Annotated in this window: 21 protein-coding genes and 1 riboswitch; of the genes, 18 read left to right on the top strand and 3 right to left on the bottom strand. The window is 39.2% G+C overall.

Going from position 1 to position 25,640, the window contains the following annotated elements:
- Positions 1-79 precede the first annotated feature (79 nt).
- The 9 genes from RGU12_RS07405 (at position 80) to RGU12_RS07365 (ending at position 10,862) form a co-directional block, all read left to right on the top strand.
- The gene (locus RGU12_RS07405; protein WP_309535496.1) at positions 80-1,294 is read left to right on the top strand and encodes an NAD(P)/FAD-dependent oxidoreductase; all 1,215 of its coding nucleotides are present in this window, start codon (positions 80-82) and stop codon (positions 1,292-1,294) included.
- 53 nt (positions 1,295-1,347) lie between these two features.
- Complete coding sequence (locus RGU12_RS07400; protein WP_396232310.1) at positions 1,348-2,526, top strand: NAD(P)/FAD-dependent oxidoreductase; 1,179 nt, start codon at positions 1,348-1,350, stop codon at positions 2,524-2,526.
- Positions 2,527-2,654: 128 nt separating this feature from the next.
- The gene (locus tag RGU12_RS07395) at positions 2,655-3,782 is read left to right on the top strand and encodes an NAD(P)/FAD-dependent oxidoreductase (RefSeq protein WP_309535495.1); all 1,128 of its coding nucleotides are present in this window, start codon (positions 2,655-2,657) and stop codon (positions 3,780-3,782) included.
- Positions 3,783-3,957: 175 nt separating this feature from the next.
- Positions 3,958-5,310, top strand: a complete 1,353-nt coding sequence (locus tag RGU12_RS07390; protein WP_309535494.1) for an MATE family efflux transporter — start codon at positions 3,958-3,960, stop codon at positions 5,308-5,310.
- A gap of 246 nt (positions 5,311-5,556) precedes the next feature.
- Complete coding sequence (gene pqqB, locus RGU12_RS07385) at positions 5,557-6,486, top strand: pyrroloquinoline quinone biosynthesis protein PqqB (RefSeq protein ID WP_309535493.1); 930 nt, start codon at positions 5,557-5,559, stop codon at positions 6,484-6,486.
- A 2-nt stretch (positions 6,487-6,488) separates the two neighbouring features.
- Positions 6,489-7,220: a pyrroloquinoline-quinone synthase PqqC gene (pqqC, locus tag RGU12_RS07380; protein ID WP_309535492.1), complete on the top strand. Its 732-nt coding sequence runs from the start codon at positions 6,489-6,491 to the stop codon at positions 7,218-7,220.
- Between the two features lie 26 nt (positions 7,221-7,246).
- Positions 7,247-7,549 (top strand): pyrroloquinoline quinone biosynthesis peptide chaperone PqqD, encoded by a 303-nt coding sequence (gene pqqD / locus RGU12_RS07375; protein WP_309535491.1) that lies wholly within the window; start codon positions 7,247-7,249, stop codon positions 7,547-7,549.
- On the top strand, positions 7,527-8,636 hold the full coding sequence (pqqE, locus tag RGU12_RS07370) for a pyrroloquinoline quinone biosynthesis protein PqqE (protein ID WP_309535490.1): 1,110 nt from the start codon (positions 7,527-7,529) through the stop codon (positions 8,634-8,636). The genes pqqD and pqqE overlap by 23 nt, the downstream gene beginning before the upstream one ends.
- Before the next feature lie 978 nt (positions 8,637-9,614).
- Positions 9,615-10,862 (top strand): MFS transporter, encoded by a 1,248-nt coding sequence (locus tag RGU12_RS07365; RefSeq protein WP_309535489.1) that lies wholly within the window; start codon positions 9,615-9,617, stop codon positions 10,860-10,862.
- A 29-nt stretch (positions 10,863-10,891) separates the two neighbouring features.
- On the opposite strand, the gene RGU12_RS07360 is transcribed toward RGU12_RS07365, so the two are convergent.
- Both RGU12_RS07360 and RGU12_RS07355 read right to left on the bottom strand, forming a co-directional pair.
- Complete coding sequence (locus RGU12_RS07360; RefSeq protein ID WP_309535488.1) at positions 10,892-11,983, bottom strand: DUF1648 domain-containing protein; 1,092 nt, start codon at positions 11,981-11,983, stop codon at positions 10,892-10,894.
- 2 nt (positions 11,984-11,985) lie between these two features.
- Positions 11,986-12,378 carry a GntR family transcriptional regulator gene (locus tag RGU12_RS07355; RefSeq protein ID WP_309535487.1) on the bottom strand — a complete coding sequence of 131 codons (393 nt, stop codon included), beginning with the start codon at positions 12,376-12,378 and terminating at the stop codon, positions 11,986-11,988.
- Positions 12,379-12,487: 109 nt separating this feature from the next.
- Positions 12,488-12,589, top strand: a riboswitch (purine riboswitch).
- A 494-nt stretch (positions 12,590-13,083) separates the two neighbouring features.
- On the opposite strand from RGU12_RS07355, the gene RGU12_RS07350 reads away from it, so the two are divergent.
- From RGU12_RS07350 to RGU12_RS07325, 6 genes are all read left to right on the top strand, one after another.
- Entirely contained in the window at positions 13,084-14,376 is a 1,293-nt protein-coding gene (locus RGU12_RS07350) for an NCS2 family permease (RefSeq protein WP_309535486.1), read from the top strand.
- A 132-nt stretch (positions 14,377-14,508) separates the two neighbouring features.
- Positions 14,509-15,198, top strand: coding sequence for a response regulator transcription factor (locus RGU12_RS07345; protein WP_309535485.1), 690 nt, complete (start codon positions 14,509-14,511; stop codon positions 15,196-15,198).
- Position 15,199: 1 nt separating this feature from the next.
- Positions 15,200-16,204, top strand: coding sequence for a sensor histidine kinase (locus RGU12_RS07340; protein ID WP_309535484.1), 1,005 nt, complete (start codon positions 15,200-15,202; stop codon positions 16,202-16,204).
- Between the two features lie 87 nt (positions 16,205-16,291).
- Complete coding sequence (locus tag RGU12_RS07335) at positions 16,292-16,975, top strand: ABC transporter ATP-binding protein (RefSeq protein ID WP_116351434.1); 684 nt, start codon at positions 16,292-16,294, stop codon at positions 16,973-16,975.
- Positions 16,972-19,560: an ABC transporter permease gene (locus tag RGU12_RS07330; RefSeq protein WP_309535483.1), complete on the top strand. Its 2,589-nt coding sequence runs from the start codon at positions 16,972-16,974 to the stop codon at positions 19,558-19,560. Before RGU12_RS07335 ends, RGU12_RS07330 begins: the two co-directional genes overlap by 4 nt.
- 334 nt (positions 19,561-19,894) lie before the next feature.
- Positions 19,895-21,163, top strand: coding sequence for a mechanosensitive ion channel family protein (locus RGU12_RS07325; RefSeq protein ID WP_309535482.1), 1,269 nt, complete (start codon positions 19,895-19,897; stop codon positions 21,161-21,163).
- Between the two features lie 50 nt (positions 21,164-21,213).
- Here the strand turns inward: RGU12_RS07325 and RGU12_RS07320 are convergent, their stop codons facing one another.
- Positions 21,214-21,720, bottom strand: coding sequence for a DUF3189 family protein (locus tag RGU12_RS07320; protein ID WP_309535481.1), 507 nt, complete (start codon positions 21,718-21,720; stop codon positions 21,214-21,216).
- Between the two features lie 216 nt (positions 21,721-21,936).
- Here RGU12_RS07320 and RGU12_RS07315 point away from each other — a divergent pair, with 216 nt between their 5' ends.
- The 3 genes from RGU12_RS07315 (at position 21,937) to RGU12_RS07305 (ending at position 25,612) form a co-directional block, all read left to right on the top strand.
- Positions 21,937-23,052, top strand: coding sequence for a type I phosphomannose isomerase catalytic subunit (locus RGU12_RS07315; protein ID WP_309535480.1), 1,116 nt, complete (start codon positions 21,937-21,939; stop codon positions 23,050-23,052).
- A 23-nt stretch (positions 23,053-23,075) separates the two neighbouring features.
- Positions 23,076-24,602 carry a sodium:solute symporter family protein gene (locus RGU12_RS07310; protein WP_309535479.1) on the top strand — a complete coding sequence of 509 codons (1,527 nt, stop codon included), beginning with the start codon at positions 23,076-23,078 and terminating at the stop codon, positions 24,600-24,602.
- A gap of 131 nt (positions 24,603-24,733) precedes the next feature.
- Entirely contained in the window at positions 24,734-25,612 is an 879-nt protein-coding gene (locus RGU12_RS07305; RefSeq protein WP_309535478.1) for a DMT family transporter, read from the top strand.
- Positions 25,613-25,640 lie beyond the last annotated feature (28 nt).

Below are 25,640 nucleotides of genomic sequence, written 5' to 3'. Positions count from 1 at the left end.
ACAACAAGTGTAGACGAATTGCCTCGAACATATGCAGAGTTCACTACAAAATGCCAAAGTCATAAGGAGGAAGGTACACATGTATGATGCTATTGTCATTGGTGCGGGTCCGGCAGGCTTGTCAGCAGCTATCGCATGCCGTGAATGGGATTTACACGTTCTAGTAATTGATGAATACCCAAAACCAGGTGGCAGATTACTTGGCCAACTTTATCAAGAGTCCAATGGAGAATGGTGGAATGGACTGGAAGAGGCAAAAAAAATGCTACAAAGGGCTACTGAATTGGGAACTGATATTAGATGTAGCATTTCCGTTCACCATATTGAAAAAATAAGTAATGGCTTTTGTGTACATACAAACAAAGGTAGATTTATTGCAGCAAACCTTCTACTTGCAACTGGTGCCGCAGAAACACCTGCTCCAATACCAGGGTGGACTCTACCTGGTGTTATGTCAATCGGTGCAGCACAAGTTATGACAAATGTACAGCGGGTTCGTGTGGGAAAGAAAGGGATTATCGCGGGGATTAATGTTTTGTCAGTAGCCATCGCACGAGAACTTCAATTAGCAGGAATTGATCTTCATAGTATGGTATTACCCGCTGTAAATTCGGTTACGAAGCAAGCTGGAAATCCGAAACATGTAATGGATGGATTAATCCGTGTAGCACATCTTGCTCCTTCTGCCTTTCTTCGCTTTGGAAGTAAATTTGCAAAAGCTGCTTGGGTACGCGATATAGCTGTGAAATTTTATCCAAGACATGGTATGAAGATGTGGGGAATGCCCATTCACATACGTAAAGCAATCGTTCAAATAAATGGTACTGACCAAGTGGAATCCGTAACGATATGCAATCTTACACCACATGGGGATCGCATACAAGGCAGTGAAGAAACCATTGATGTTGATTTTGTTTGTATTGCTGGTGGACTTTATCCACTTGCAGAACTTGCTTCTGTCATCGGTTGCCCATTCCAATATATTGAAGAACTTGGTGGACATGTTCCTGTTCATAATGAACAAATGGAAACTCCGATTGAAGGATTATTTGTCGCTGGAAATATTACAGGAATCGAAGGTGCAAAAGTTGCTGCAGCACAAGGTGCACTCGCGGGACTCTCTATCGCGAAGCGAAAATTGAAGGACGTTGCCGACATAAGCGATAAAGTGGTCCAAGCAATGGACAAGGTAAAATCGACTCGGAGAGATGCAGCTATTCAATTCCATCCAGGAATCAATGAGGGACGAGCTAAAATAGAAAGAGCTTTTCAGGACTACGAGCAGGTAATGTAAACTTTGTCCAGGGTGTTTGTCTTGGGTGAATAACTACAGGAGGGATCCTAGATATGAATATGAGTAATCGTACAGAGGTAGCCATAATCGGTGGCGGAATTGTTGGTTGCGCGATTGCGTATTATGTTTCAAAAGCTGGAATAGATTGTACCTTAATCGAAAAAGGGGATCTCGTAAGTGGCACATCTTCTAGGTGTGATGGAAATGTCACAATCGTTGATAAGGATCCGGGTTTTGATAGCCAAATGTCATGGGTGAGTCAGGAGCTAATTGTTGATCTGAATAGGGATCTCGATATACCATTTGAATTCCGTGCACTTGGAAGTATACTCGTTTGTGATAATGAAGAAGAAATGGAAGCTGCAAAGAAATGGGTAGAAACACAACGAAAAGCGGGATTGAAGTTTAATGTTCTAGATTCGTCTGATATACGGCACGAATCCCCTTTTTTTGCTGATGATATTCCAGGAGGATTGGAATGCGAAACCGATTCACTGATTAACCCATATTTATTTTGCTATTCCTTAATTGAAAAAGCTAAGCAATTTGGACTGAAATTGCGCACGCATTCAGAAGTTAAGGCTATTTCAAAACAAGAAGATTTTAAGATCGAAACAACGAACGGAACAATTGTCGCAAAAAAAGTAGTAAATGCTGCTGGTGTATGGGCTCCTTTTATCGGTAAAATGCTAGATATTGAGATTCCGATTATTCCAAGAAAAGGACATATTCTAGTAGGAGCTAGGCAGCAACCAATTATGATGAGAAATGTGATGGAGTTCGGCTATCTAATGAATAAATTTGGACGTGAACGCCAAGTAGACCCACAAACAAAGGAACATGGAGTCGCATTAGTGTTAGAACCAACTGAAAGTCAAAACTTCTTACTTGGTAGTAGTCGTCAATTTGTGGGGTATGATGGCAGTGTTGATATTCATGTTGTGGAAACCATGGCCAAGAGAGCGCTCCGATTTTTCCCGAAAATAAACGATTTTAAAATGATTCGAACATATACTGGTTTTAGACCTTGGACAGAAGACCATTTACCAATTATCTCAGCAGTTGAAAAAGTACCTGGTTTTTTTATTGCTGCGGGACATGAAGGGGATGGGATCAGTTTAGCCACCGTCACTGGAAAGTTGGTAGAGGAGTTAATTTTGGAAAAAGAGGATACAATCATTCCAATAGATCCATTACGTTACGATCGTTTTCTTAAAATACCTGTAACTTAATATGTGTTGAACGAATCCTAAAGTCTAAAAAGGGAATAGAGTTGAGTTACTACTCTATTTCCTTTTTCAATTCAGACAGTAATTAAAATATTTTTTCATAGTATTAATTAGGTTGAGGGAGTGAGTAAATGAAAGTTATTGTAGTAGGAACAGGAATAGTTGGTGCAAGCGCAGCCTATCACTTGGCCAAAAATAATCTAGATGTCATCATGATTGATAAAAAGCAAGAAGGAAAGGCAACTTCTGCTGGAGCGGGGATTGTCTGTCCCTGGATGAAAGAGATTGAAAATGAGACTTGGTATAGCCTTGCTAAGAATAGTTTTGGTTTCTACCAAACTTTAATCTCTGCCTTGCAAGAAGAAGACGAAAATGAAGTTGGCTATAAAAAAGTAGGGGCATTATGTGTATCCTCGGATCCTGTTAAGTTGGATGAAATTGAAGAGAGAGTGAAAAACAAACGGGTTGATGCACCTGAAATAGGAGATATTCTTCGTCTCAATGGAGAACAGGCTCGAGAGTTCTTTCCACCACTTAACAAAAACTTGGAAGCTTTGTATGTTTCAGGAGGGGCAAGGGTCGATGGCTCTTTACTACGTGATGCTCTAAAACGTGCAGCAGTACGTAACGGTGCTGAGTTTGTGGAAGGTGAGGCAGAATTAGTTCATGAGAACAGGAAGGTCATAGGTGTTACGGTCGATAATAAAACGATTTTGGCAGACAGAGTCCTCATTACTACAGGGGCATGGGCTCCAAAATTATTGGAGCCGTTTGGTATCTATTTAAACGTAAATCCACAGCGTGGTCAGATTGCTCACATAAAATTATCTGAACAGGACACTTCTGATTGGCCAATTATTATACCACAATCCACTCATTATATTGTCCCATTTGATGAAGGTAAAATTGTAGCAGGGGCGACTAGAGAAACTGGGTCAGGTTTTGATTATCGATTAACTGCCGGTGGGGTAAATGAGGTACTTACGGAAGCTCTGGAAGTTGCACCCGGTCTAGAAGAAGGAACTTTGGAAGAGGTTCGAATCGGATTTCGCCCAATGGCACCAGATATATTGCCAATTCTAGGAACGGTAGATACTCTCGAAGGAGTTTTACTTGCTACTGGATTAGGGCCATCCGGGCTTACAATGGGGCCATATGTTGGTCGTTTGGCAGCCTCGTTGATTCAGGATGAAGAGATTGATCTGGATCTTACACCATGTCGACCAGGCCGTGCAATTGAGATGAAGAAGTATGTTTGACATTTTTATATTTCGTTCCACCAGTTAATCAATTCTAGGAAAAACAATAGAGGAAAACTCCTTTATTGTTTTTTTTGTTTTGAAGAACTCCGGGGGTAAAGGAAATCAGACAGCTTAAAAAAGGTATGATATCCTAAAAAGCATAAGAATGGAAAAAATAAGGAGTGTTTCTGTTTTGACACAACAGGATTTCACGCAAGGGTCAATCCGAAAACAATTGATAATCTTTGCAGGTCCAATTATGTTAACCAATCTACTTCAAGTATCCTATCAATTTATTGATAGTTTGTGGGTAGGAAATTTACTAGGTGCAAATGCTCTCGGGGCGGTTACAATTTCTTCGACAGTTGTGGTCACGGTATTGGCGTTCATCATTGGAATTAACAACGCCACATTGACGATTCTTTCCCAACAAAAAGGGATGCATGATGAAGCAGGATTAAAAAGATATGTGAATGCCTTTGTCGTGTTATTATCTGTGCTTTCCATTTTGGTCGGTTTGTTTGGTTACTTTTTTGCAAAGCCACTATTACTCTTTTTGAATACACCTGTAGAAATGTTGAATGAGGCAGAAGCTTATTTAGAAATAAATTTCATCGGCATTTTATTTATCATGGGATATAACTTTATCGGTACTGTGCTTAGGGCATTAGGCGATAGTAAAACGCCATTGCGATTTGTGTTTATAGCCGTTGTGTTGAATGCCATTTTGGACCCAATATTCATTTCTATTTTAGAGTGGGGTATTCATGGAGCCGCATGGGCAACTGTGTTAGCACAAGGTATTTCATTTTTATTTGCATTGGCATATACATTTCGACGTAAGCTTGTTCCATATTCAATTCCCTATTTACCAAGCAAAGAGGATATTTGGTTAATTTTAAAATTAGGAATTCCTGCCGGGCTGCAAATGATGGTGATTTTCGCAGGGGTTACGGCGATTTTATCGGTGGTTAATTCATTTGATGGCGCTGTTGTAGCGGGCTTTGGTGCTTCACAACGAATTGATAGTTTAATAACCATTCCTGCGATGGCACTAGGCACGGCTGTGAATAGTATGGCAGGTCAAAATATTGGAGCCAACCAATGGGAGCGGGTTCATCAGATTGCGATGTACGGTACTATTTTTAATGTTGTCATCATGCTGTCAATTGCATCCATTGTATTTTTGTTTGCCGAAGGATTTACGAAAATGTTTATTCAGGAAAAAGAAGCGGTCACCTTTGGTGCAGATTATTTAAAAATGGTCGCGTTCTTTTATCCATTCATCGGCATTAATTTTATCTTGAATGGAATCGTAAGAGGAGCAGGTGCCATGTATCAAGTATTGGTCCTGAATATCCTATCTTTTTGGCTACTTCGGTATCCTCTTACCTACTTCTGCTCGAGTTTAATTGGTCAGAACGGAATTGCACTAGGAATCGGAATTAGTTTTATCATCAGTAGCATCTTTGCCTTTTCTTATTATAAATGGGGAGGATGGCAGAAAAAGGACTTGTTTCGTTCTGGAACGAGTTTAGGACATTAAACAATGCTCGATCATTTTTATGGGCATTGTTTTTTATTTTGCCAAATTGGACAACTTTCTGTCGAAATTCATGGTTATTTTGCGAGGCTTATCAACATAAGAATAGCTTGAAAGGGCATAAAAAATTTTCCAATGTTACTAAAGGGGGTGAAGAGCGTGTGGATCATTCCTGAGTATGAAGTGATAAATACCGCTGCGGAGGTAACCATGTATTCTTATATCCGCGAATAGGTATGTTCAATTAAGTTGAATAGAAGGGATGGAAGCAAAATTCGAATCAGGGTCTTAGGAGTAGCAGCGGGTGGAGGTTTTCCACAATGGAATTGTGCATGTCCCAATTGCTGCGGTGTTCGAGCAGGGGATGCTGCATTAAAACCGATGTTACAATCTTCCCTTGCCATAACTGCGAATGAAAGGGACTGGTATCTTATCAATGCGGGCCCGGATGTAAGTAGACAGATTGAAACCTTCACTGCCCTTCATGCGGGTCCTGGAATTAGAGAAACACCACTTGCTGGTGTGATTTTAACCGATGCAGAGCTTGATCACTCAATCGGTTTATTGTCGTTAAGGGAAGGTTCCCATTTAACGATTTTTGGGACGGAAACAGTGAGAAAATGTTTAAACTCCTCATTTCCGGTTATCCCCATGCTGAAAAACTATTGTTCATGGGAATGGCAGTTACTTACTCCAGAAGGTAAGGAACGAATTGGTGAAAGTGTCCTCATTGAAACCATTCCTGTTTCTACGAAGCCACCACTCTATGCCCAATCAAATCATGATGGTCATGAAGAGATTTGGGAGGTTGGTTTACTTTTACAAAATGAAAGGTCTGGAAAATGTGTGGCTTATTTTCCGACATTGGATACGATGACCCCGGAAATTGAGTCTGCTTTACATAAAGCAGATATTTTATTAGTAGACGGCACGTTTTGGTCAGAGGATGAATTGGTTTCATTAGGAGCGACGAAGCGAAATGCAAGAGATATGGGGCACCTGCCAGTCAGTGGTCCGTCAGGCATTGTTGAGAAATTAGCCTCTTTTTCAGCGGAACGAAAAATTTTAATCCATATAAACAATAGTAATCCGATCTTGAAAAAAGGTTCAAAGGAAGCAGAAATCTTAAAACAACATGGTATTGAGATTGCCTATGAAGGTATGGAATTGGAGGTTTGAGTATGCCGCAACAAGGAGGGATAGCGAGAGTATCTCATGAAGCTGGAAAACCATGGTCTCGTGAGGAATTTAAAGAAAGATTAATAGCTGTTGGGCGCTCTTCTTATCATGACAAACATCCCTTTCATGTGGCGATGCATGAAGGAACATTAAGTCGGGAGCAAATCCGAGGCTGGGTAGCCAATCGGTATTACTATCAAAAGTCGGTCCCAATCAAGGATGCGGTTATTTTATCCAAACTTCCGACAAGAGAGTTCAGACGAGAATGGATTCAGCGCATTATTGACCATGACGGGAACGATGAGCAAGAGGGCGGAATTGAGGCATGGCTAAGGCTCGGAGAAGTTGTTGGGCTATCGCGCGAAGAGGTATTGAGTGAAGAACATGTGGTTCCAGCTGTTCGTTTTTCAGTAGATGCCTATGTGAACTTTGCGAAGGAAAAACCGTGGCTCGAGGCTGTTGCTTCTTCTTTGACAGAACTGTTCTCCCCGATATTGATTTCGGAGCGGATTAAAATCCTTGAACGGCTGTATCCGTGGATTGACCATTCCGGACTCGGGTATTTCAGAAATCGATTAACACAAGCACCGCGTGATACGAAATTTGCTTTACATGTCGTACTGGATCATTGCGAGACATTAAGGGAACAACAGCTTGCCGTGGAGGCATTACAGTTTAAATGTGATGTACTCTGGGCTCAGCTTGATGCGATCGAAAAAGCGTTCCCTAATTAAGATCAAAAGGATTGGTGGTGGGGATTTTGACTAGTGGATTTCCAAAACTCGCACAAAAGGGGCGACTCAAATTTGATAAGGTGAGAGAAAAGCATCTCCTTTTGTTACCAGAAAAGGTGGTGGTTTTGAATGAAACTGCCGCATCTATTCTTGCTTTTTGTGACGGAAATGAATCCATTCACACCATCACCGAAAAAATGAGAAGTTCACTAGAGTCAGAGAAATTGCCGGATTTTGAAATTATGAAGGCAGATATCACGAAGTTTATTTTAAAAATGGTGGACGAAGGATGGGTGGTGATGCAAGATGCTAGAGTCAAAGAAACATAGAGTACAGCCCCCATTTTCGTTACTAGCAGAGCTTACGCATCGTTGTCCATTGCATTGTCCATATTGCTCCAACCCTATTGAAATGACATTGAAAGAAATGGAATTATCCACGAATGATTGGTGTCGGGTGTTATCGGAAGCGGCAGAACTAGGTGTGGTTGAGGTTCATTTTTCGGGCGGTGAGCCGCTTTTGTTGCACGATTTAGATGAGTTGATCGAACATGCAAATTCATTAGAAATGTACACAAATCTGATTACAAGTGGGATTGGATTGACTGAGGAAAAAGCTATGATGCTGAAGGAAGCCGGATTAGCCAATGTTCAGATCAGCTTTCAAGCAGGGGCGGAGGAGATATCCGATCAAATTGGCGGCTTTAAGGCGTTTGAAAAGAAACGAAAGGCCGTTGAAGCTGTAAAACGTACGGGGATGCATTTATCATTGAATGTTGTGTTGCACCGGTTAAATATTGATACATTGGAAGAAATCATTACGTTTGCTCACGAAGTGGGAGCAGAACGTCTGGAATTAGCAAATACCCAGTTTTATAATTGGGCATTGCTTAACAGAGAGCGGCTCCTGCCAAGTAAAGAGCAGATAGAGCGGGCAAGTGAGGCTTACGAGGTTGCAAGGGAGCGCCTCGGCAAAGAAATGGAAATCATTTGGGTTATACCTGATTATTATGAGTCTACGCCCAAGCCATGTATGGGCGGTTGGGGAGCCATTGCTCTTACTGTCGCCCCGAATGGGGATGTGTTGCCATGCCCAACGGCTGGGATGATTGAAGGTATCTCTTTTGAAAATGTACGTGAGCAATCGTTGAATGATATTTGGTATGAATCGGACTCGTTTAATCGATTTCGTGGGGATGTATGGTTGCCAGAAACATGTCTGTCATGTGATTTGTTGCACCAAGACGGCGGCGGGTGTCGCTGCCAGGCGTTTGCTCTGACTGGGGACGCGGAAGCAACAGACCCTGTCTGTCATTTGGCACCAGATCATCATATCGTTGAAAAAGCAGTACAGGCGGCGAATCGTAAAACGGTAGAGGAACGGGAACCACTGATTTATCGGAAAATGAAGTTCTGAGGAAGATGCTAGGGGTAATTTTAAAAATTGCCTTTAGTATCTTTTTTTATTAAGTGTGTGTTTGGGGTTTGAAGACCGAATTGAATCATAGGTGTAGGTAAAAATGTTATCATCGGTGGTATGAACACCAAAATGAATCATAGGTGTAGGGGAACATGTCTTCATCGGTGGTATGAACACCAAAATGAATCATAGGTGTAGGGGAACATGTCTTCATCGGGTTTATGAAGACCGAAATGAATCGTAGATGTGGACAAACATGTCATCATCGGTGGTATGACGACCAAAATGAATCATAGGAGTTGATAAAAATGACATCATCGGGGGTATGACGACCAAAATGAATCATAGGTGTAGGCAAACATGTCATCATCGGTAGTATGAAAACCAAAATGAATCGTAGATGTGGACAAACATGTCATCATCGCGGGTATGAAAACCAAAACGAACCATAGCGGTAGGTAAACATGTCTTCATCGTTGGTATGAAAACCGAAATGAATCATAGGAGTAGGTAAACATGTCATCATCGGTGGTATGAAAACCAAAATGAATCATAGGTGTAGGCAAACATGTCATCATCGGATTTATGAAGACCGAAATGAATCGTAGATGTGGACAAACATGTCATCATCGCGGGTATGAAAACCAAAACGAACCATAGCGGTAGGTAAACATGTCTTCATCGTTGGTATGAAAACCGAAATGAATCATAGCAGTAGGTAAACATGTCATCATCGGTGGTATGAAGGGGAAACCGAGCAGTGGCTCCCGGCCAAAACCTCTTCATCGATGTGATGAAGTCCCGAACGCATCAAGTACCAGTCAAGTCCTTCATCGTGTTGATGAAGTCCCAAACACACCAGCCCCTCCTCAAAAGTCCTTCACTCAAAAATGCTCCCCAAATCCCCTGTGAATAATTACCACCGCTAATTGGAACGCTTTTACTATCAAGTCCCATACTTAAAGTGGTGAAAACATGCTTATCAAAGAAGACAACAAAACTCAAATACATCCAGTGGTTAAAAAGCTGATGTTGGTCAACACGATACGAAGCATTGGACAAGGCATGATGGTTGTAGTTCTCGCTTTATACCTTGACACCATAGGATGGAGCGCTATACAAATCGGAGCTGTGCTAGCGGCAGGTGGGCTACTTGGAGTTTTCCTTGCACCACCCATCGGAATTTATAGTGACCGAATCGGCAGGAAACCGTTCGTTCTTTTTTCGGAGCTATTAACAGCCGCGTGTGCATTAATTGGAATCACGACAACCAACCCGATTCTATTATTCATCGCCCTTACATTTTCTGGTTTTGGAAAAGCTGATGCAGGTTCTGCAAGTCCGTTTGCTCCGGCGGAACAGGCTTGGCTGGCAGCCTTTATTAAACCGTCGGAGCGTGGGAAAATCTACAGCTTGAACAATGCGCTTAGTTTTTTCGGAATGGCGGCAGGTGCGATGCTCGTTGGCACAATGAGCATTAGTTCCGGAACTTCTTCCTACCAACTTGCTTTTTATGTTACGTTTGCCTTCTCACTTGTGACGGCTTCGATTATTTTAACGACAAAAGGTGAGACGCGGGTCCAGCAGAAAAAAGCACCTAACCCAAAACAAACCATCCAAGATACACAAATGACAAAAGAAGAAAATACGGCCATTTTAAAATTAGCTGGGATTAATGTCTTAAATGGAATTGCGATTGGATTGACAGGACCAATGATGGCATATTGGTTTTCTGTGAAATTTGGAGTGAGCAGTGGCCAAATTGGCAGCACGTTAGCCCTTACTTTTTTTGCAACTGGGATGACATCGATCTATCAGGCAAGAATTTCACACAAGTATGGAACCGTTCATTCGATTGTAATGGTCCGTTACATTGCATGTCTCCTTTTACTATTAATGCCATTGTTATCTTCCTACGCGTTAGTATCAATACTTTATCTCTTCCGCACAGCTTTAAATCGTGGGTCGCAAGGAGCTCAGCAGGCACTCAGTGTGAGCCTAACTCGAGGTCACCGCATTGGCTTTGCATCAAGCATCCATCTTCTTTCAATGCGTCTTCCCATGTCTATAGGTCCATACCTAGCAGGATACCTTTTTGGATTGGGTGCGTTAGCCTTACCTTTTTATCTAGCAGCAGGTTTACAAGGCAGTTTTGCTTATTTTTACGGTAAATTATTCAGCGCTTATGATACAAAAATGAAACTAAATCCTTCATCAAACTAAAAAAACGACAAGCTCGAGCTTGTCGTGTTTTAAAGAGTACTGAACAGGAAGATGAGTGCAAGTGGGATTAAGATAATAAAATATCCGATTGGGTTCCCGAAGTTGATGGTCCACCCAACGCCAAAGCGTTTTTCAACAAAGATGGATGGATCCTGTCTGTTGACATAAAAGAGCCCGCCAACCCAATGTGCATCGTCATCATAATCTCTAATTCCTGCATTCGTCTCACCAATGTTTATTTTATCGGAACGCCCCACTTTTATCGCAAAAGCAATAGTAGCGCCTAAAGTTACAATTAGAAAAATGAGTGGAACTGCCATAACAACTGTCCCATCGACGATATCAGGGTGAATAGTTCTTAATTGAAAGAAGCTAAACATTCCTGTTAATAAAATAGTTGTTAAGAACATGAGCCAGCTTGTATATTTACGTAACGTGAGTTGTCTAACTCGTGATGCGTTGGTTGCTGTTGCACTTAGTTTAATGCCTGATTTTTTTGTACTTACAATGATTGTTAAGAACATAGCCTGCATCACTAACAGCATGAGTAGTGATGAAATCGCTGAAACTGGTGTTTTTTCTGTAAAGGCATCAGCTTCCCCGTTAACTCCCCAGTGAGTAGGAATCTGGTTTGGAAGAAGATCGTATTGTGCAATGGTGTAACCAATCAAACCAACTGTAATAACCATTGGTACTAAAAAGACATACCATGGCAGCATTTCATCCCTAGCACGAGCTGACAAGTCTGCGATTTGTACCTGCGTCGCATTTTCTCCCCATTTCTTTTCCTTTTTTAACTGAAGTGTTTTTCCATGAAAATAAAAATAGAGAGTAAAACTAAACAGGATTATCGCAAATTGAATAATGGTTCCGATCAGAACCGTATGTTCCTCAGAAGGACTGCTCCCAAGCACCCATGCAACATAACTGGCCAAAGCTACAACTGATAAAAGGGAAACCAATAGGGCATATTTCTTTTTATAAGAAGAAAGTTTTTCATCTTTGATATGTTTTTCTGGCACCGTAACCCCAAAGATAACCGTGCGCTTCACAATAAAAGGAACAGCGGTTTGAATTCCTGCAAGAATGACCGCAATCACAAGAAAGATAGCTAAAGTCATAATTAAACCTCCTTATTTATCGGACTTTTAAAACTCTGGATAATTGAAGAAACTAACTCTTGAATTTGTTCATTAGACATACCGACAACAAGTGATTCCGCGATGAGTAATTTATAATCACTTTTTAGTCGTTCAAAAGAAGATGCATTAAAATCTTGAGGGGAAGAGATCACTGCACCAGACTTGGGCATGATTCGTATGATTCCCTTTTTCTCTAACTGGTGATAACTTTTGTTGACTGTGTGCATGTTGATGCCAAGGTCTGCAGCAAAAGTTCTCACGGACGGTAGGGAATCACCTCTCTGAATGGAACCTCTTGCGATACCTTCGATGATTTGATTCGTAATCTGTTGGTAAATGGGAATTTCGGATTCAGGTTCAATTCGAATAATCAATTTTGACCCCTCCAATCTGTTCTATACTTATTATAACACATCTGTTCTATCATGTATAGAACAACTTAAAAATGCTTGACGCAATAGAATATCACTGTTAAACTTTCTTAATTATATTAATATAGTAATTTGTATATATTCGGGGATATGGCCCGATTGTTTCTACCAAGCTACCGTAAAAAGCTTGACTACAAATGGTCGATAAGGATATAAAAATGTCCTTTTTGGCTTACATTTGTATGTGCTTTGGTAGGATTAAACTATCAAGGCTTTTTTATTTTGGCTGTTTTCGCAAATTTTGTAGTTATTGATATAGCCATTAATAAGTATTATTAGACACATAAGTGCTCCCTCTAGTGATTGGAGCGTATGGCGTGAGATCCTCGAAAATGCAGGCATTTTCTTCGTGCGGTGTAGTTTCAAGGAAGCAAAGTCAACGTCCTGCGGGAATAGCGTGCCAAGCGAGAACCCGCAGTGAAGCATTAATGTTCGAAGCCTAAGAGCGCCACGTCCTGTGGCAACGGCTTCGTGACCTACATCGTGTAAGCCTGAGGAGGCTTGCGGATCGCCCGCGGAAAGCGAGTGCCAGAAGCGGAAATCACCCTAGTTCCACCAATAAACTTTAGGTTAATAACAACAATCTTTTAGAAAAGAGCCTTTATTTTTTATAAAAATAATTCACATCAAAATGGGGAATATAGAAGTATGAAAAATTATTTTGATTTCAGTACACGTCAAACTACATATAAACAGGAATTTATTGGTGGACTCACAACATTTCTATCGATGGCCTACATCCTTGTGGTCAATCCTATCGTCCTAGGTGAGTCAGGGATGGACAAAGGTGCCGTCTTTACAGCAACCGCAATAACCATTATTCTTGGCTCATTGCTTATCGGTATCCTTTCTAATTATCCAATTGGGATTGCTCCTAGTATGGGTCTCAATTCATTTTTTACGTATTCAGTTGTCATCGGGATGGGAATTCCGTGGCAGACAGCATTAACAGGCGTTTTCGTCGCAGGTATTTTATTTGTGATTTTAAGTGTGTTAAAAGTGCGGGAAAAAATTATTAATGTAATTCCACAGGATTTGAAGTATGCGATTGCGGGTGGGATTGGGTTCTTTGTCGCTTTTATTGGATTAAAAAATGCAAAAATCATTGTTGGGAACGAAGCTACATTTGTTTCACTCGGAGATTTCACATCTGGTGCAACTGTACTTGCTTTATTCGGATTCATCATTACCTCCGTAATGTTAGTAAGAGGAATTCGTGGTGGAATTTTCTACGGAATGGTTGTTTCTTCAATTGTAGGGATGATCTTTGGGATCATTGACAAGCCGACAGCTATCATTGGTAGCATACCAAGTCTTGAACCAACATTTGGTGTTGTTTTTTCTCAGCTTCCAAATGTATTTACACCCGATTTAATTATTGTCATTTTTACATTTTTATTTGTTGGATTTTTCGATACAGCAGGTACATTGATTGCTGTTGCGAGTCAGGCTGGTATTTTAAAGGACAATAAAATTCCAAACGCGGGACCTGCCTTACTATCGGATGCTTCCGCTACTGTTATCGGTTCTGTTTTGGGGACGTCTCCAACTGCATCCTTGATTGAATCAACGGCAGGTATTGCCGCAGGTGCACGTACTGGTTTTTCGTCGATTGTCATCTCAGGGTTTTTCTTTTTAGCTCTCTTTTTCTCGCCATTGTTGTCAGTTGTTACGTCTGAAATAACAGCTCCGGCCCTCATTATCGTGGGTGCAATGATGGTGGCGGAAGTTCGACATATCGATTGGACGAAGCTCGATATTGCGATTCCGGCGTTTACAACGATTATTATGATGCCATTAACATTCAGTGTCGCAACAGGGATTGCACTAGGATTCATCATGTATCCTGTTACGATGCTTGCTTTGGGAAGACATAAAGAAGTACATCCGATTATGTATGTTTTATTTGTTACATTCATTGCTTATTTTATCTATCTGTAAAATTTGAGTCCCTGGAAATGTCTTACCACATATCCAGGGGCTTTTGTTTTTGTTAAAATATTCTAGTAACGTTTTTAATAAAAACACTGGGAGGTGTTGGGACAAGGGACCTGTCCCTTTGCCTGAGTCACTATGAAAATATTACTTGTTGAAGATGATAAAACCATAGCATCTGGCTTGGATTATTCGTTAAAGCAGGATGGGTACGAGACGGTTGTTTGTCATCATGCGATGGATGCCAAGAAGGTAATCGCGGAAAAAATAAATGGAATTGACCTTTGCCTCTTTGACTTATCATTGCCAGACGGAAGCGGCTATGAATTATGTGAGTTAGTTAAAAAGCAAAGTGATAAACCAGTTATTTTCTTAACGGCCCTTGATGATGAAGTGAATGTTGTAATGGGTCTGGATATGGGCGCCGATGATTATATTACAAAGCCATTTCGGATTCGTGAACTTCTGTCACGGATTAAGTCTGTTCTTCGTAGGTATAACAAGCAAACAACAACTCAACCAAAAACCATCATTGATATCGACAAGATACGGATTAACACGTTAGAAGGGAAGGTATATAAAAATGGCGAGGAAGTCATTCTAACCTCGTTGGAATACCGGCTATTATTGATTTTTGCAAATCATATTGGTCAAGTTCTAACGAGAACACAGTTGCTTGAACGGATATGGGATGTAGCAGGTGATTTCGTGAATGATAATACATTGACCGTTTATATCAAAAGATTACGAGAGAAGCTTGAGGAAGAACCACAGAGCCCAAAAATCATTAAGACGATACGTGGCATGGGCTATAAGGTTGGTGAGTGACATGCTGCGTAACCGAGAAGTTCAATTCTACCTGTTTATGCAAATCATCGTTTCGCTACTTGCGATAGGAGTAGCATATTTTCTGTTTTCTGGAGAAGTTGCATTCTTTGTTTTTGTCGTATCCTTTCTATTAATAGGATGTAGCATGCTGTTTACAAAATGGAGATATCGTGAAATCGAAAAACTCTCTGGTTATTTACGCAAAATTGCAAGTGGGACTTATAGTTTAGATGTAAGAGATAACCATGAAGGTGAACTTAGTATTTTAAAAAGTGAAATCTATAAAGTGACATTAATGCTGTCTGAGCATAGTGCGTTATTACAGCAGGATAAGGTTAAATTAACGAATGCGATTTCGGATATCTCTCATCAATTAAAAACACCACTAACCTCGATGATGGTTATGGCCGATTTATTAGGGGATGCAAAATTAGACGATTCAAAGCGTGCTGAATTTACAAATAACATTCGTGTTCAATTAGAAAGAATTGAGTGGCTCGTATCGTCATTATTAAAGCTTTCGAAAATTGATGCAGGTACCGTTCTGTTTAAAAAAGAAACTGTATATGTGTCAGAATTGGTTGAGCGGGCGATTCATCCTATTCTTGTACCAATCGATATTAAACAGCAAAACCTTAAAGTGCATGGAGAAAAAGAGGTTTCTCTTGTGGGAGATTTTAACTGGACAGCAGAGGCACTTATCAATATTTTAAAAAACTGTGTTGAGCATACACAAAATAATGGAGAGATTTCGATCTCATTTTCAGAAAATGCGATGTATACCGAGATTATCGTTTCGGATAACGGGAAGGGGATTGCCAAAGAGGATCTCCCCTATATTTTTAAACGTTTTTATAAGGGGAAAAATGCAAGTGAGGGCAGTGTGGGCATAGGGCTTGCGATGGCCTATAGTATCATTAAAAATCAACAAGGAGATATTGAAGTGAAAAGTGCAGAGGGAAAAGGGACACAGTTTTTTATTAAATTTTATAAACAGATTATCTAAAGTGAATAAATAGTCACATTAGAGTCACTTAATAGTCATCTTAGGCAGATATACTGAACCCAAGATCGAAAATATGGAGGTTTCAAAATGAATATATTACAAATCGAAAATCTGTCTAAGGTATACGGAAAAGGTGAAACAGCGGTTAAGGCCCTTGATAATGTGTCGTTTACAGTGAAAAAGGGAGAATTTGTGGCAATCATCGGACCGTCGGGTTCAGGAAAATCAACACTTTTACATCTGCTTGGTGGAGTGGATCGTCCAACTAGTGGAAAGGTTCTAATTGATAACACTGATATTTATGACTTAAATGAAACTCAATTAGCAATTTTTAGAAGAAGACAAATCGGATTAATCTATCAGTTTTATAACTTAATCCCGATTTTAACGGTTGAAGAAAACATCACACTGCCAATGTTGCTGGATGAACATAAAGTGGATCCGAAGCAATTATCAGATGTAGTAAAAATACTTGGACTAGAGAATCGTTTAAATCATCTTCCCAATCAGCTATCAGGTGGTCAACAGCAACGGGTTTCAATTGGTCGTGCCCTAATTAGTAACCCAGCTATTATGCTAGCCGATGAACCTACTGGTAATTTAGATAGTAAGAATAGTAGCGAAATCATTGAGCTTTTAAAAATGTTCAATAAAACCTACAATCAAACTCTACTTGTGATTACACATGATGAGCGAATCGCCCTTCAAGCCGACCGCGTTATATCAATTGAGGATGGTAGGATTGCAAAGGATGAGGTGATTCGTCCATGAATATCATCAACAAATTGACGATTCGTCATTTGAAAGAAAATAAACGAAGAACACTAGTTACGATCATTGGTGTAATCATCTCAGTAGCGATGATATCAGCGGTTGCCACACTCGGAGTTTCGTTTTTAAACTTAATGATTCGAGATCATATTGCTACAAATGGAGAATGGCATGTTAAATATAATGCCGTTAATGAAGAACAAATACAGGCAATTGAAAATGATGATCAAACCAAAAAGTTGATTCTCTCAAATGATCTTGGCTATGCCAAGCTTGAAAGGTCAGAAAATAAAGGGAAACCCTATTTGTTTTTTAAAGAATACAACTCAGCTGGTTTTCAGCAATTTCCAATAGAGTTAGCAGAGGGACGACTACCATTCACTGAAAATGAAATTGTCATATCCGAAGACATTGCTAACAATGCGAAAGTGGCGTATAACATTGGTGACAAGCTAACATTAGATATCGGGAAAAGGATGCTAGCAGGGGAAGAGAATCCACTTGGCCAGAATTACCCCTTGCAAACAGATGAAAATGGGACCACAGAGGAACTAAAAATTCAGGCTACAGAAACCTTTACGATTGTAGGAACGATCAAACGTCCAACATGGGAGCAAGCATGGTCCCCAGGATATACCGTTATTAAATACGTAGACAAAAATGCTTTGAATTCAACTCGTACAGTAGACGCAGTTGTTGTGTTAGAAGATGTGAAAGGCTCATTATACAAGCATTCCGAAACCATTGCTAAAGAAAATGGTATTAACTCTGTTTCTTATAATGATGATTTATTACGTTTTTATGGGGTAACAAATAATGATAATCTACGAATGACTTTATTTTCGTTGGCAGGAATTATTATGGCAGTTGTTATTATTGGATCAGTAGCGTTAATCTACAATGCTTTTGCAATTAGTGTTTCTGAACGTTCTAGACACTTAGGCATGCTATCAAGTGTAGGGGCAACCAGAAAGCAAAAGCGTAACTCTGTCTTTTTTGAAGGAGCAGTGATTGGTGCAATTAGTATTCCAATAGGTATCCTGTCTGGCTTAGCTGGAATTGGAGTAACCTTCTCATTTATTAATTCTTATCTTGAAGGTGCACTTAATGTCTCTGAAAAACTAAAGGTAATCGTTACACCCGCCTCACTCATAGTGGCATGTTTAATTTCAATTATTACGATTTTTATTTCAACCTATATACCTGCAAAGAGGGCATCCAAAGTATCAGCTATTGATGCCATTCGGCAAACGCAGGATATCAAGTTATCTCGAAAATCTGTAAAGACCTCAAAAATGGTTCGCAAGTTGTTTGGAATAGAAGCTGAAATTGGTTTAAAGAACCTGAAACGAAATAAAAAAAGATACCAAGCTACTGTTTTCTCACTCGTGATAAGTATTGTCCTCTTTTTAACAGTTTCGTTTTTTACAGAGAATCTTAAAAAGTCCCTTGAACTATCCCAAGAGAACATAAATTTTGATATTCAAGTGATTAATGATCAAATGGACAAAGATGATTTACTGGAGTTTACAAATCTTGACTATGTAACAGAATCAACAATTGTCCAAACAGCAGGTTTAATGGCATGGATAGAGGAGGATCAACTTCCACATGAACTGAAAAAGCAAGTCGAAAATGATCCTTCCATGTTAAAGGATGGTAAATACTTCTATTATGTAAGATTACATGGTCTAGATAAGGAAAGTTTCGAGAAATACGCTGTTAAAGTGGGGACGGATTCATCACAATTTGCAAATACAGAAACACCTACAGCCATCATTGTTGATCATATTTCCTACCAGGATTACGAGTCAGGTAAATTTGTTGAGACGAAATCGATCGAGACTAAGGTTGGAAATACAATTGATTTGGTTAGGCTTAATTATGAAAATGATGAGGAACAGTATGTAAATACCATTGAAATTGGTGCATTAACTACGCAGCTTCCGATGGGGATATCTTCGAGTGGACCAGGTGGATTAGATATAATTGTTTCAGAGGATGTATTAACTAAAATTGTATCAGATAGTGAGACGACAAAAAATGAAATCCAAGCTGAATTATACATGAATAGCTCAAATCCAATGGCGACACAAGAAGAACTGGATAAAATGACAGACTCCGGCACACATGTGTATAACGTCTATCAAAGAAGACAAGAACAAGAGCAAATGGTTGTCATGATATCAATCTTTACGTATGGGTTTATCGCCTTGATTTCATTAATTTCGATTGCAAATATCTTTAATACCATCTCAACAAGCATCTCACTTCGTAAACGTGAATTTGCGATGCTGCGTTCAGTGGGGATGACCCCAAAAGGGTTCAACAAAATGATCAATTATGAGAGTATATTTTATGGTGTGAAGGCTTTACTATACGGACTTCCGATTAGTCTGGCAGTTATGTATCTAATCTATTGGTCACTTCGAAATACCTTTGAATATGGATTTAATCTTCCTTGGGTGAGCATCTTATTTGTTGTTATCATTATCTTTGTGATTGTGGGTGCAGCTATGCTGTATTCCATTCAAAAAATTAAAAAAGAAAATATCATAGATGGATTGAAACAGGAGAGTATATAAAGGCTAGATACCACTCTCCCAACAAATTGGACCTGATCACTACTGTGGTTAGGTCTCTTTTTAACTTCGAAGCATAACTGTAGGTGTAGATGCAAATCCTTTGGATACGACGCAAATATTCGTATGAAGACGCAAATCCGTAGCAGATAACGAAAAAATTCGTGAGAAGATACAAATCCAAGAGAAACGAAGTAAATCCCCAAACTAATACGCGATTTTTTTGGACAAACGTAATATATTAGTAAAGAAGACCGCCACAACAATCTGTTATAATAGTAAATATCTCACTACACGCGTATGGAGACAGCCAAAAAACATACCATGGAGGGGAAATATGAAGTTTATTAATAGGCAACTTATAGATTATGGATTGGACCCAGCATGGGCGCATTATCTATCGGGTGTATTGATGATTCTTTTTATTGCGCTCATCTGTATAGTGGCCAATTTTATCACAAAAAAAGTGATCATTAATATCATCACACGAATCGTATCCAAAACCAAATATCAATGGGATAATATGCTTTTGGAGAGAAAGGTTTTTCGTAGACTATCCCATATTGTTCCGGCGATTATCATTCACCGCTTTTCTACAACCTTTCCAAATTATGAGCATTTGATTCAAATGGGTGCCAATACATATATCATCATCGTTGGATTAATGGTTCTTAGTAGCATATTAAATGCCATTAATGATATGTATCAAACCTATGAGGTGTCGAAGACTCGCCCGATAAAAGGATATATTCAGGTAGTTAAAATTATTGTCATCACCTTTGGGATTATTTTGATTATCGCGAATCTAATGGGGAAGAGTCCACTTCTTTTGTTAAGTGGAATTGGTGCTTTATCGGCTGTTCTTATGTTGATATTTAAAGATTCCTTATTGGGTCTTGTTGCAGGTGTACAGTTGACATCCAATGATATGGTTCGAGTTGGTGACTGGATTGAAATGCCTAAATATGGGGCAGATGGGGATGTAATTGATATCTCATTAGTCACAGTTAAAGTGCAAAATTTTGATAAAACGATAACGACAATTCCAAGCTATGCCATGATTTCCGATTCATTTATCAATTGGAGAGGAATGCAGTCCTCAGGAGGGCGAAGAATAAAGCGCTCCTTATTTATCGACACAGCTAGTATTTCATTTTGTACGGAAGAAATGATTGAGAAATTTAAACAAATCCAACTACTTTCTGATTACATCACGAACAGGGAACACGAAATTGAGGAATACAATATCAAGCATGAAATTAACCGGAACAATCCGGTTAATGGAAGAGCTCTTACAAATATCGGAGTATTTCGAGCCTATGTAGGCAATTACCTTAAACAGCATCATGGAATAAATCAGGAAATGACATTGATGGTTAGGCAACTAGCCCCAACAGAGCACGGGTTGCCACTTGAAATATATGCATTTACAAACGACGTAAGATGGGCCGTGTATGAAACCAATCAGGCTGATATTTTTGACCATCTTTTTGCGGTTGCGCAGGAATTCGGGCTTCGCTTATTCCAAAATCCATCTGGACATGATTTGAAAACGATGATGCTCGAAGGCAAACAAGAAGGAACGGTTCGAGAGCTTGAACATTAATGAAAGTAGAACACTCACAAAGTTTTTTAACTAAAGCTTTGTGAGTGTTTTTATTTGAAATTTTTATTATCCAATATCAAAATATCCTCACTAGAGGACTTTGCAGTTTGCTTTGTATATTCAACTAAATTCTGGATCGTACCACAAGCTTGCTTTGCGCCTATCACAAGAAGAGGGACACCGATAAAATCAATATGAATCCCTCTAGAGAAAAATCCACCCATTGTCATGGCAAGCGGAACCGTTGGGGATGTATTCGAAAAAATGATTTTTTCTTTTTGTCCGTATCTTTCTTGAAGGATTGCACTTAATTGTTTAAGAGCGGGTACGAAAAATTTACTCCTTTTACGACCAATTGAATAGACGGGATGACCATCCTCATCAATGCCGTGAAGGAAAAATTTCCCGAAATCCTTCTGGGTTAGTTTATTAAAATAATCTACATGCAAAATTTCATCTTTTGTTAGCTTCCGGTCTGTAGGTAGCTTATTTAAATGATAGGCTGCCGCTAATGCAGTACTATGTGTCCCAGCATAATCATTATAGATGTAAATCATTGTGGCCCTCCTTATACTATTCAGCTTTATTATCTCCAAAAATTAACAAGCTAACTCTGATTTTGTTATAATAAAATAATTTTTGAAATCGCTTAAAAAAGGTATTGCAAAATAAAATTAATGATGCTAGTATTCTAATATACTAGTATGTTAACGATTGCAAGCTAGTAAAAATAAGAATTCTTAAAAGTAAATTTAGTAAAGAAGGTATTGCTTATGAATAAGTCTTTACCAACATTAAACGAAGATTTTCCTTTGAAATTAGCACCGGCTAGGGCATGGCGGACTTATGTGGGAGGGAAATTGATAGAAGAGTTACATGGGGTTGCAGATCAAGATGATAACCACTTTCCCGAAGAATGGCTGATGTCAATCGTTTCTGCCAGAAATGTCGGACGTGAACATATCGTTGATGAAGGCTTAAGCAAAGTGGATCTTCCAGATATAGATGTATCCTTAAAAAGTCTCATTAATGAAAACGCTGCCGAGTTTTTGGGAAAAAGTCACTTTGAGAAATTCGGAAACAATACAGGAGTTCTCGCAAAAATTATTGATTCTGCTGAAAGGTTAACGGTTCAGGTACATCCGAACCGGGAGATGGCAAAGGAATTATTTAATTCTGCTTATGGAAAAACAGAGTGCTGGCACATCTTAGGAGGAAGAGAAATTAATGGTGAACCTCCATATGTATACCTTGGGTTTAAACCTGGTGTTACAAGAGAGCTTTGGGAAAACTTATTTGAAAACCAGGATATAGAAGGAATGCTAAATTGTCTGCACAAATACGATGTCAAACCCGGAGATACATTTTTAATTGAAGGTGGTACACCACATGCAATTGGTTCAGGATGTCTATTAGTCGAAATTCAAGAGCCGACTGATCTTACAATTCGCATCGAAAAGGTGTCCCCATCAGGATTTGAAATTGATGATCTTATGTGTCATCAAGGCATTGGCTTTAAAAAAATGTTTGATTGCTTCAATTATGATACCTATACACGAGAGGAAACTCTTGAAAAATGGTATGTGAAGCCTTTCGTTAGAACAGAAGTCAGGAATAACCGCGAAATTGAATTAATTGGTTATCAACAAACACCTTATTTTAAGATGACACTAGTTGAAGTCGAAAGTGAAATCGATATAACCAATGATGGTGTATTTTCTGGTCTTTATCTTCTTTCTGGAAGCGGTTCAATTGTTTCAGAAGGATTTAATCAAGCATTAAACATCGGTGATCAATTTTTCATACCTGCAAAAGTAAGCGGTTTTACGCTTCGGAATGAAGGAAATAAACCTTTAAATGCATTAAGAATATTTGGACCTAAAGTCTAGTAGAAATAGGAGATGAGATAATTATGGCAACATTAGATTGGATTGTTTTAGGTGCGTTTTTCCTAGTAATGATCGGAATCGGGATATTTAGTTATAAAGCAAATAATAGTTCAAGTGACTTCTTCGTGGGTGGAGGGAAGGTTCCTTGGTGGCTTTCTGGGGTTTCTCACCACGTATCTGGTCACAGTGGGGTAGTGTTCGTAGCATATGCAGCAATTGCCTATTCATATGGGATTACGATTTATTTCTGGTGGGCAGTTACAATCGGAATTGGGTTAATTGTTGGGGCAAAATTTATCGCACCAAGATGGCCTAGACTTCGTGAAAAATTAGGAATCCAATCACCAACTGAATACATGGCTATTCGTTTTGGATTACCCGCTCAACAAGTAACAGCTTGGACTGGGGTATTAATTAAGCTTCTTGATATTGGTGCAAAATGGGCATCTATGGGTATTTTATTGGCAGGTTTTACTGGTCTTCCAATTTGGTTAGGTATTCTTTTATCAGGTTCAGTTTCTTTAATTTATGTTACAATTGGCGGACTATGGGCCGACTTAATTACTGACTTTGTTCAATTCCTTGTACAGTTAATCGCTGGTATCGTTATTTTTGTGGGCGTTTTCAGCCAACTTGGTGGACTTGGCTCCGTATTTACAATGTGGGGAGAACTACCAGATGGTCATGCAAGTCCATTTAATGGTTCTTATACTCCACTATGGGTATTCTTGTTCTTATTCGTTAAATTCTTTGACTACAACGGTGGTAACTGGAACCTTGCAGCAAGATTTATCTCAACACCAGATGGTGAAAATTCAAAGAAAGCAGCAAGACTTTCAGCTGTCCTATACTTTGTATGGCCATTGTTAATTTTCTTACCAATGGTTGCAGCACCATTAATTTTTAGTGATTTAAGTGATCCAGCTCAACAATTATATCCAATGTTAACTCAAACATTCTTGCCAGCTGGTCTAGTTGGATTAGTTTTAGCATCTATGTTTGCAAGTACAATGGGTATGACTGTATCTGATATTAACGCTTTAACAGCAGTTGTTCAACGTGATATCTTACCAGTTCTAAATAAGAAATTTAAAGAAATGAAAGAAAATGTAGATAAAAAGTCTCTTTGGGTTGCACGTGGTTTAACAATTATGTTTACCGTTATTACCATGATTGTTGGTATTAACCAACAACATTTTGGTGGTGTACTTGGTCTCGTAATAACTTGGTTCTCAGCATTAGTTGGTCCAATGGCAGTACCTTTACTATTTGGTTTATTCTCTAAGTTTAAATACAGCAATGGAAAAGTAGCCATTTATTCTATCGTAGCGGGTATCGTTGGTTTTGCTATCACACAATTAACCGACATTATCCCTACGGATGTGGAAACTGCTTTCCCATTAATCGTAACAACAATTGTATTCTTTGCGGGAGGTTACATCAATAAACGTAGAGGTGTTACCGTTTCACCTGAAGTTGAGGAGCTATTAAACTTCTTAGATACAGGAAAAGAAGATAAAAAAGCTGACAATGTAAAAAAAGCAATCTAACATGATGAAAACAGAAGACCTCGTTATTGAGGTCTTCTGTTTTTTACATTAAAATGGGACGGAGGGACAGGTACCTTGTCCCGAATTTTTATTGGGACAAGGTGTTCCCATGACCTATTAGGAGAAGGATTATGAAGGCAAAGTTTATTTTTATTATTGTGATGCTGATTTTTGGTAGCATTGGTTTGTTTGTGAAGAATATTGATTTGTCCTCTAGCGAAGTTGCTTTGTTCAGGGGAGCATTTGGTAGTTTATTTTTAATTGGTGCTAGTTTTCTAGTCAAGCAGAAGTTTTCATTCAAAACGTCAAAGAAGAACCTAATCTTACTCCTTTTATCGGGGGCAGCATTAGGCTTTAATTGGATTTTTTTATTTGAGTCATATCGGTATACAACGATTGCCAACGCCACTCTTAGTTATTATTTTGCCCCGGTGTTTGTGATGATTTTGGCACCTTTTTTACTGAAGGAAAAATGGACATGGATGAAGGGACTCAGTATTATTCTCGCATTTTTGGGATTGCTTTTGGTCGTTAATCCTGGAGGTGGAGTGGCCGTTGGGGCTTATACCCATTCTGTTGGTATTATGTATGGATTATTGGCTGCGGCTTTCTACACAAGTGTGATTCTCATGAATAAATTTATTAAAGATCTATCAGATTTTGAAACGACAATTATGCAGCTATTAACTGCCTCAATTGTATTGTTTCCATATATCCTCGGAACTCAAAACTTGAATTACTCCGGTTTGGGACTGCAATCTATTAGTCTATTACTGATTGTAGGAATTATTCATACTGGGGTTGCGTACCTTTTATATTTTTCAGTGTTGAAAAAATTAAAGGGGCAAACAATCGCGGTAATGAGTTATATTGATCCCATTTCCGCTGTGATCATGGCGGCTATCATTTTGAATGAGAATATGGGCTTTGTTCAAATGGTGGGTGGAGTCTTAATATTGGGGTCAACTTTCATTAGTGAGATTAATTGGAAGAGATTAAGAAGGTCATAGAACTTTATAAAAAACATTGTAGTTGACA

The organism is Ferdinandcohnia sp. QZ13 (assembly GCF_031324165.1).
In the GTDB taxonomy this organism is placed as follows: Bacteria; Bacillota; Bacilli; order Bacillales; family Bacillaceae_L; genus Ferdinandcohnia.
This window is presented reverse-complemented; position numbering and strand designations above follow the sequence as displayed.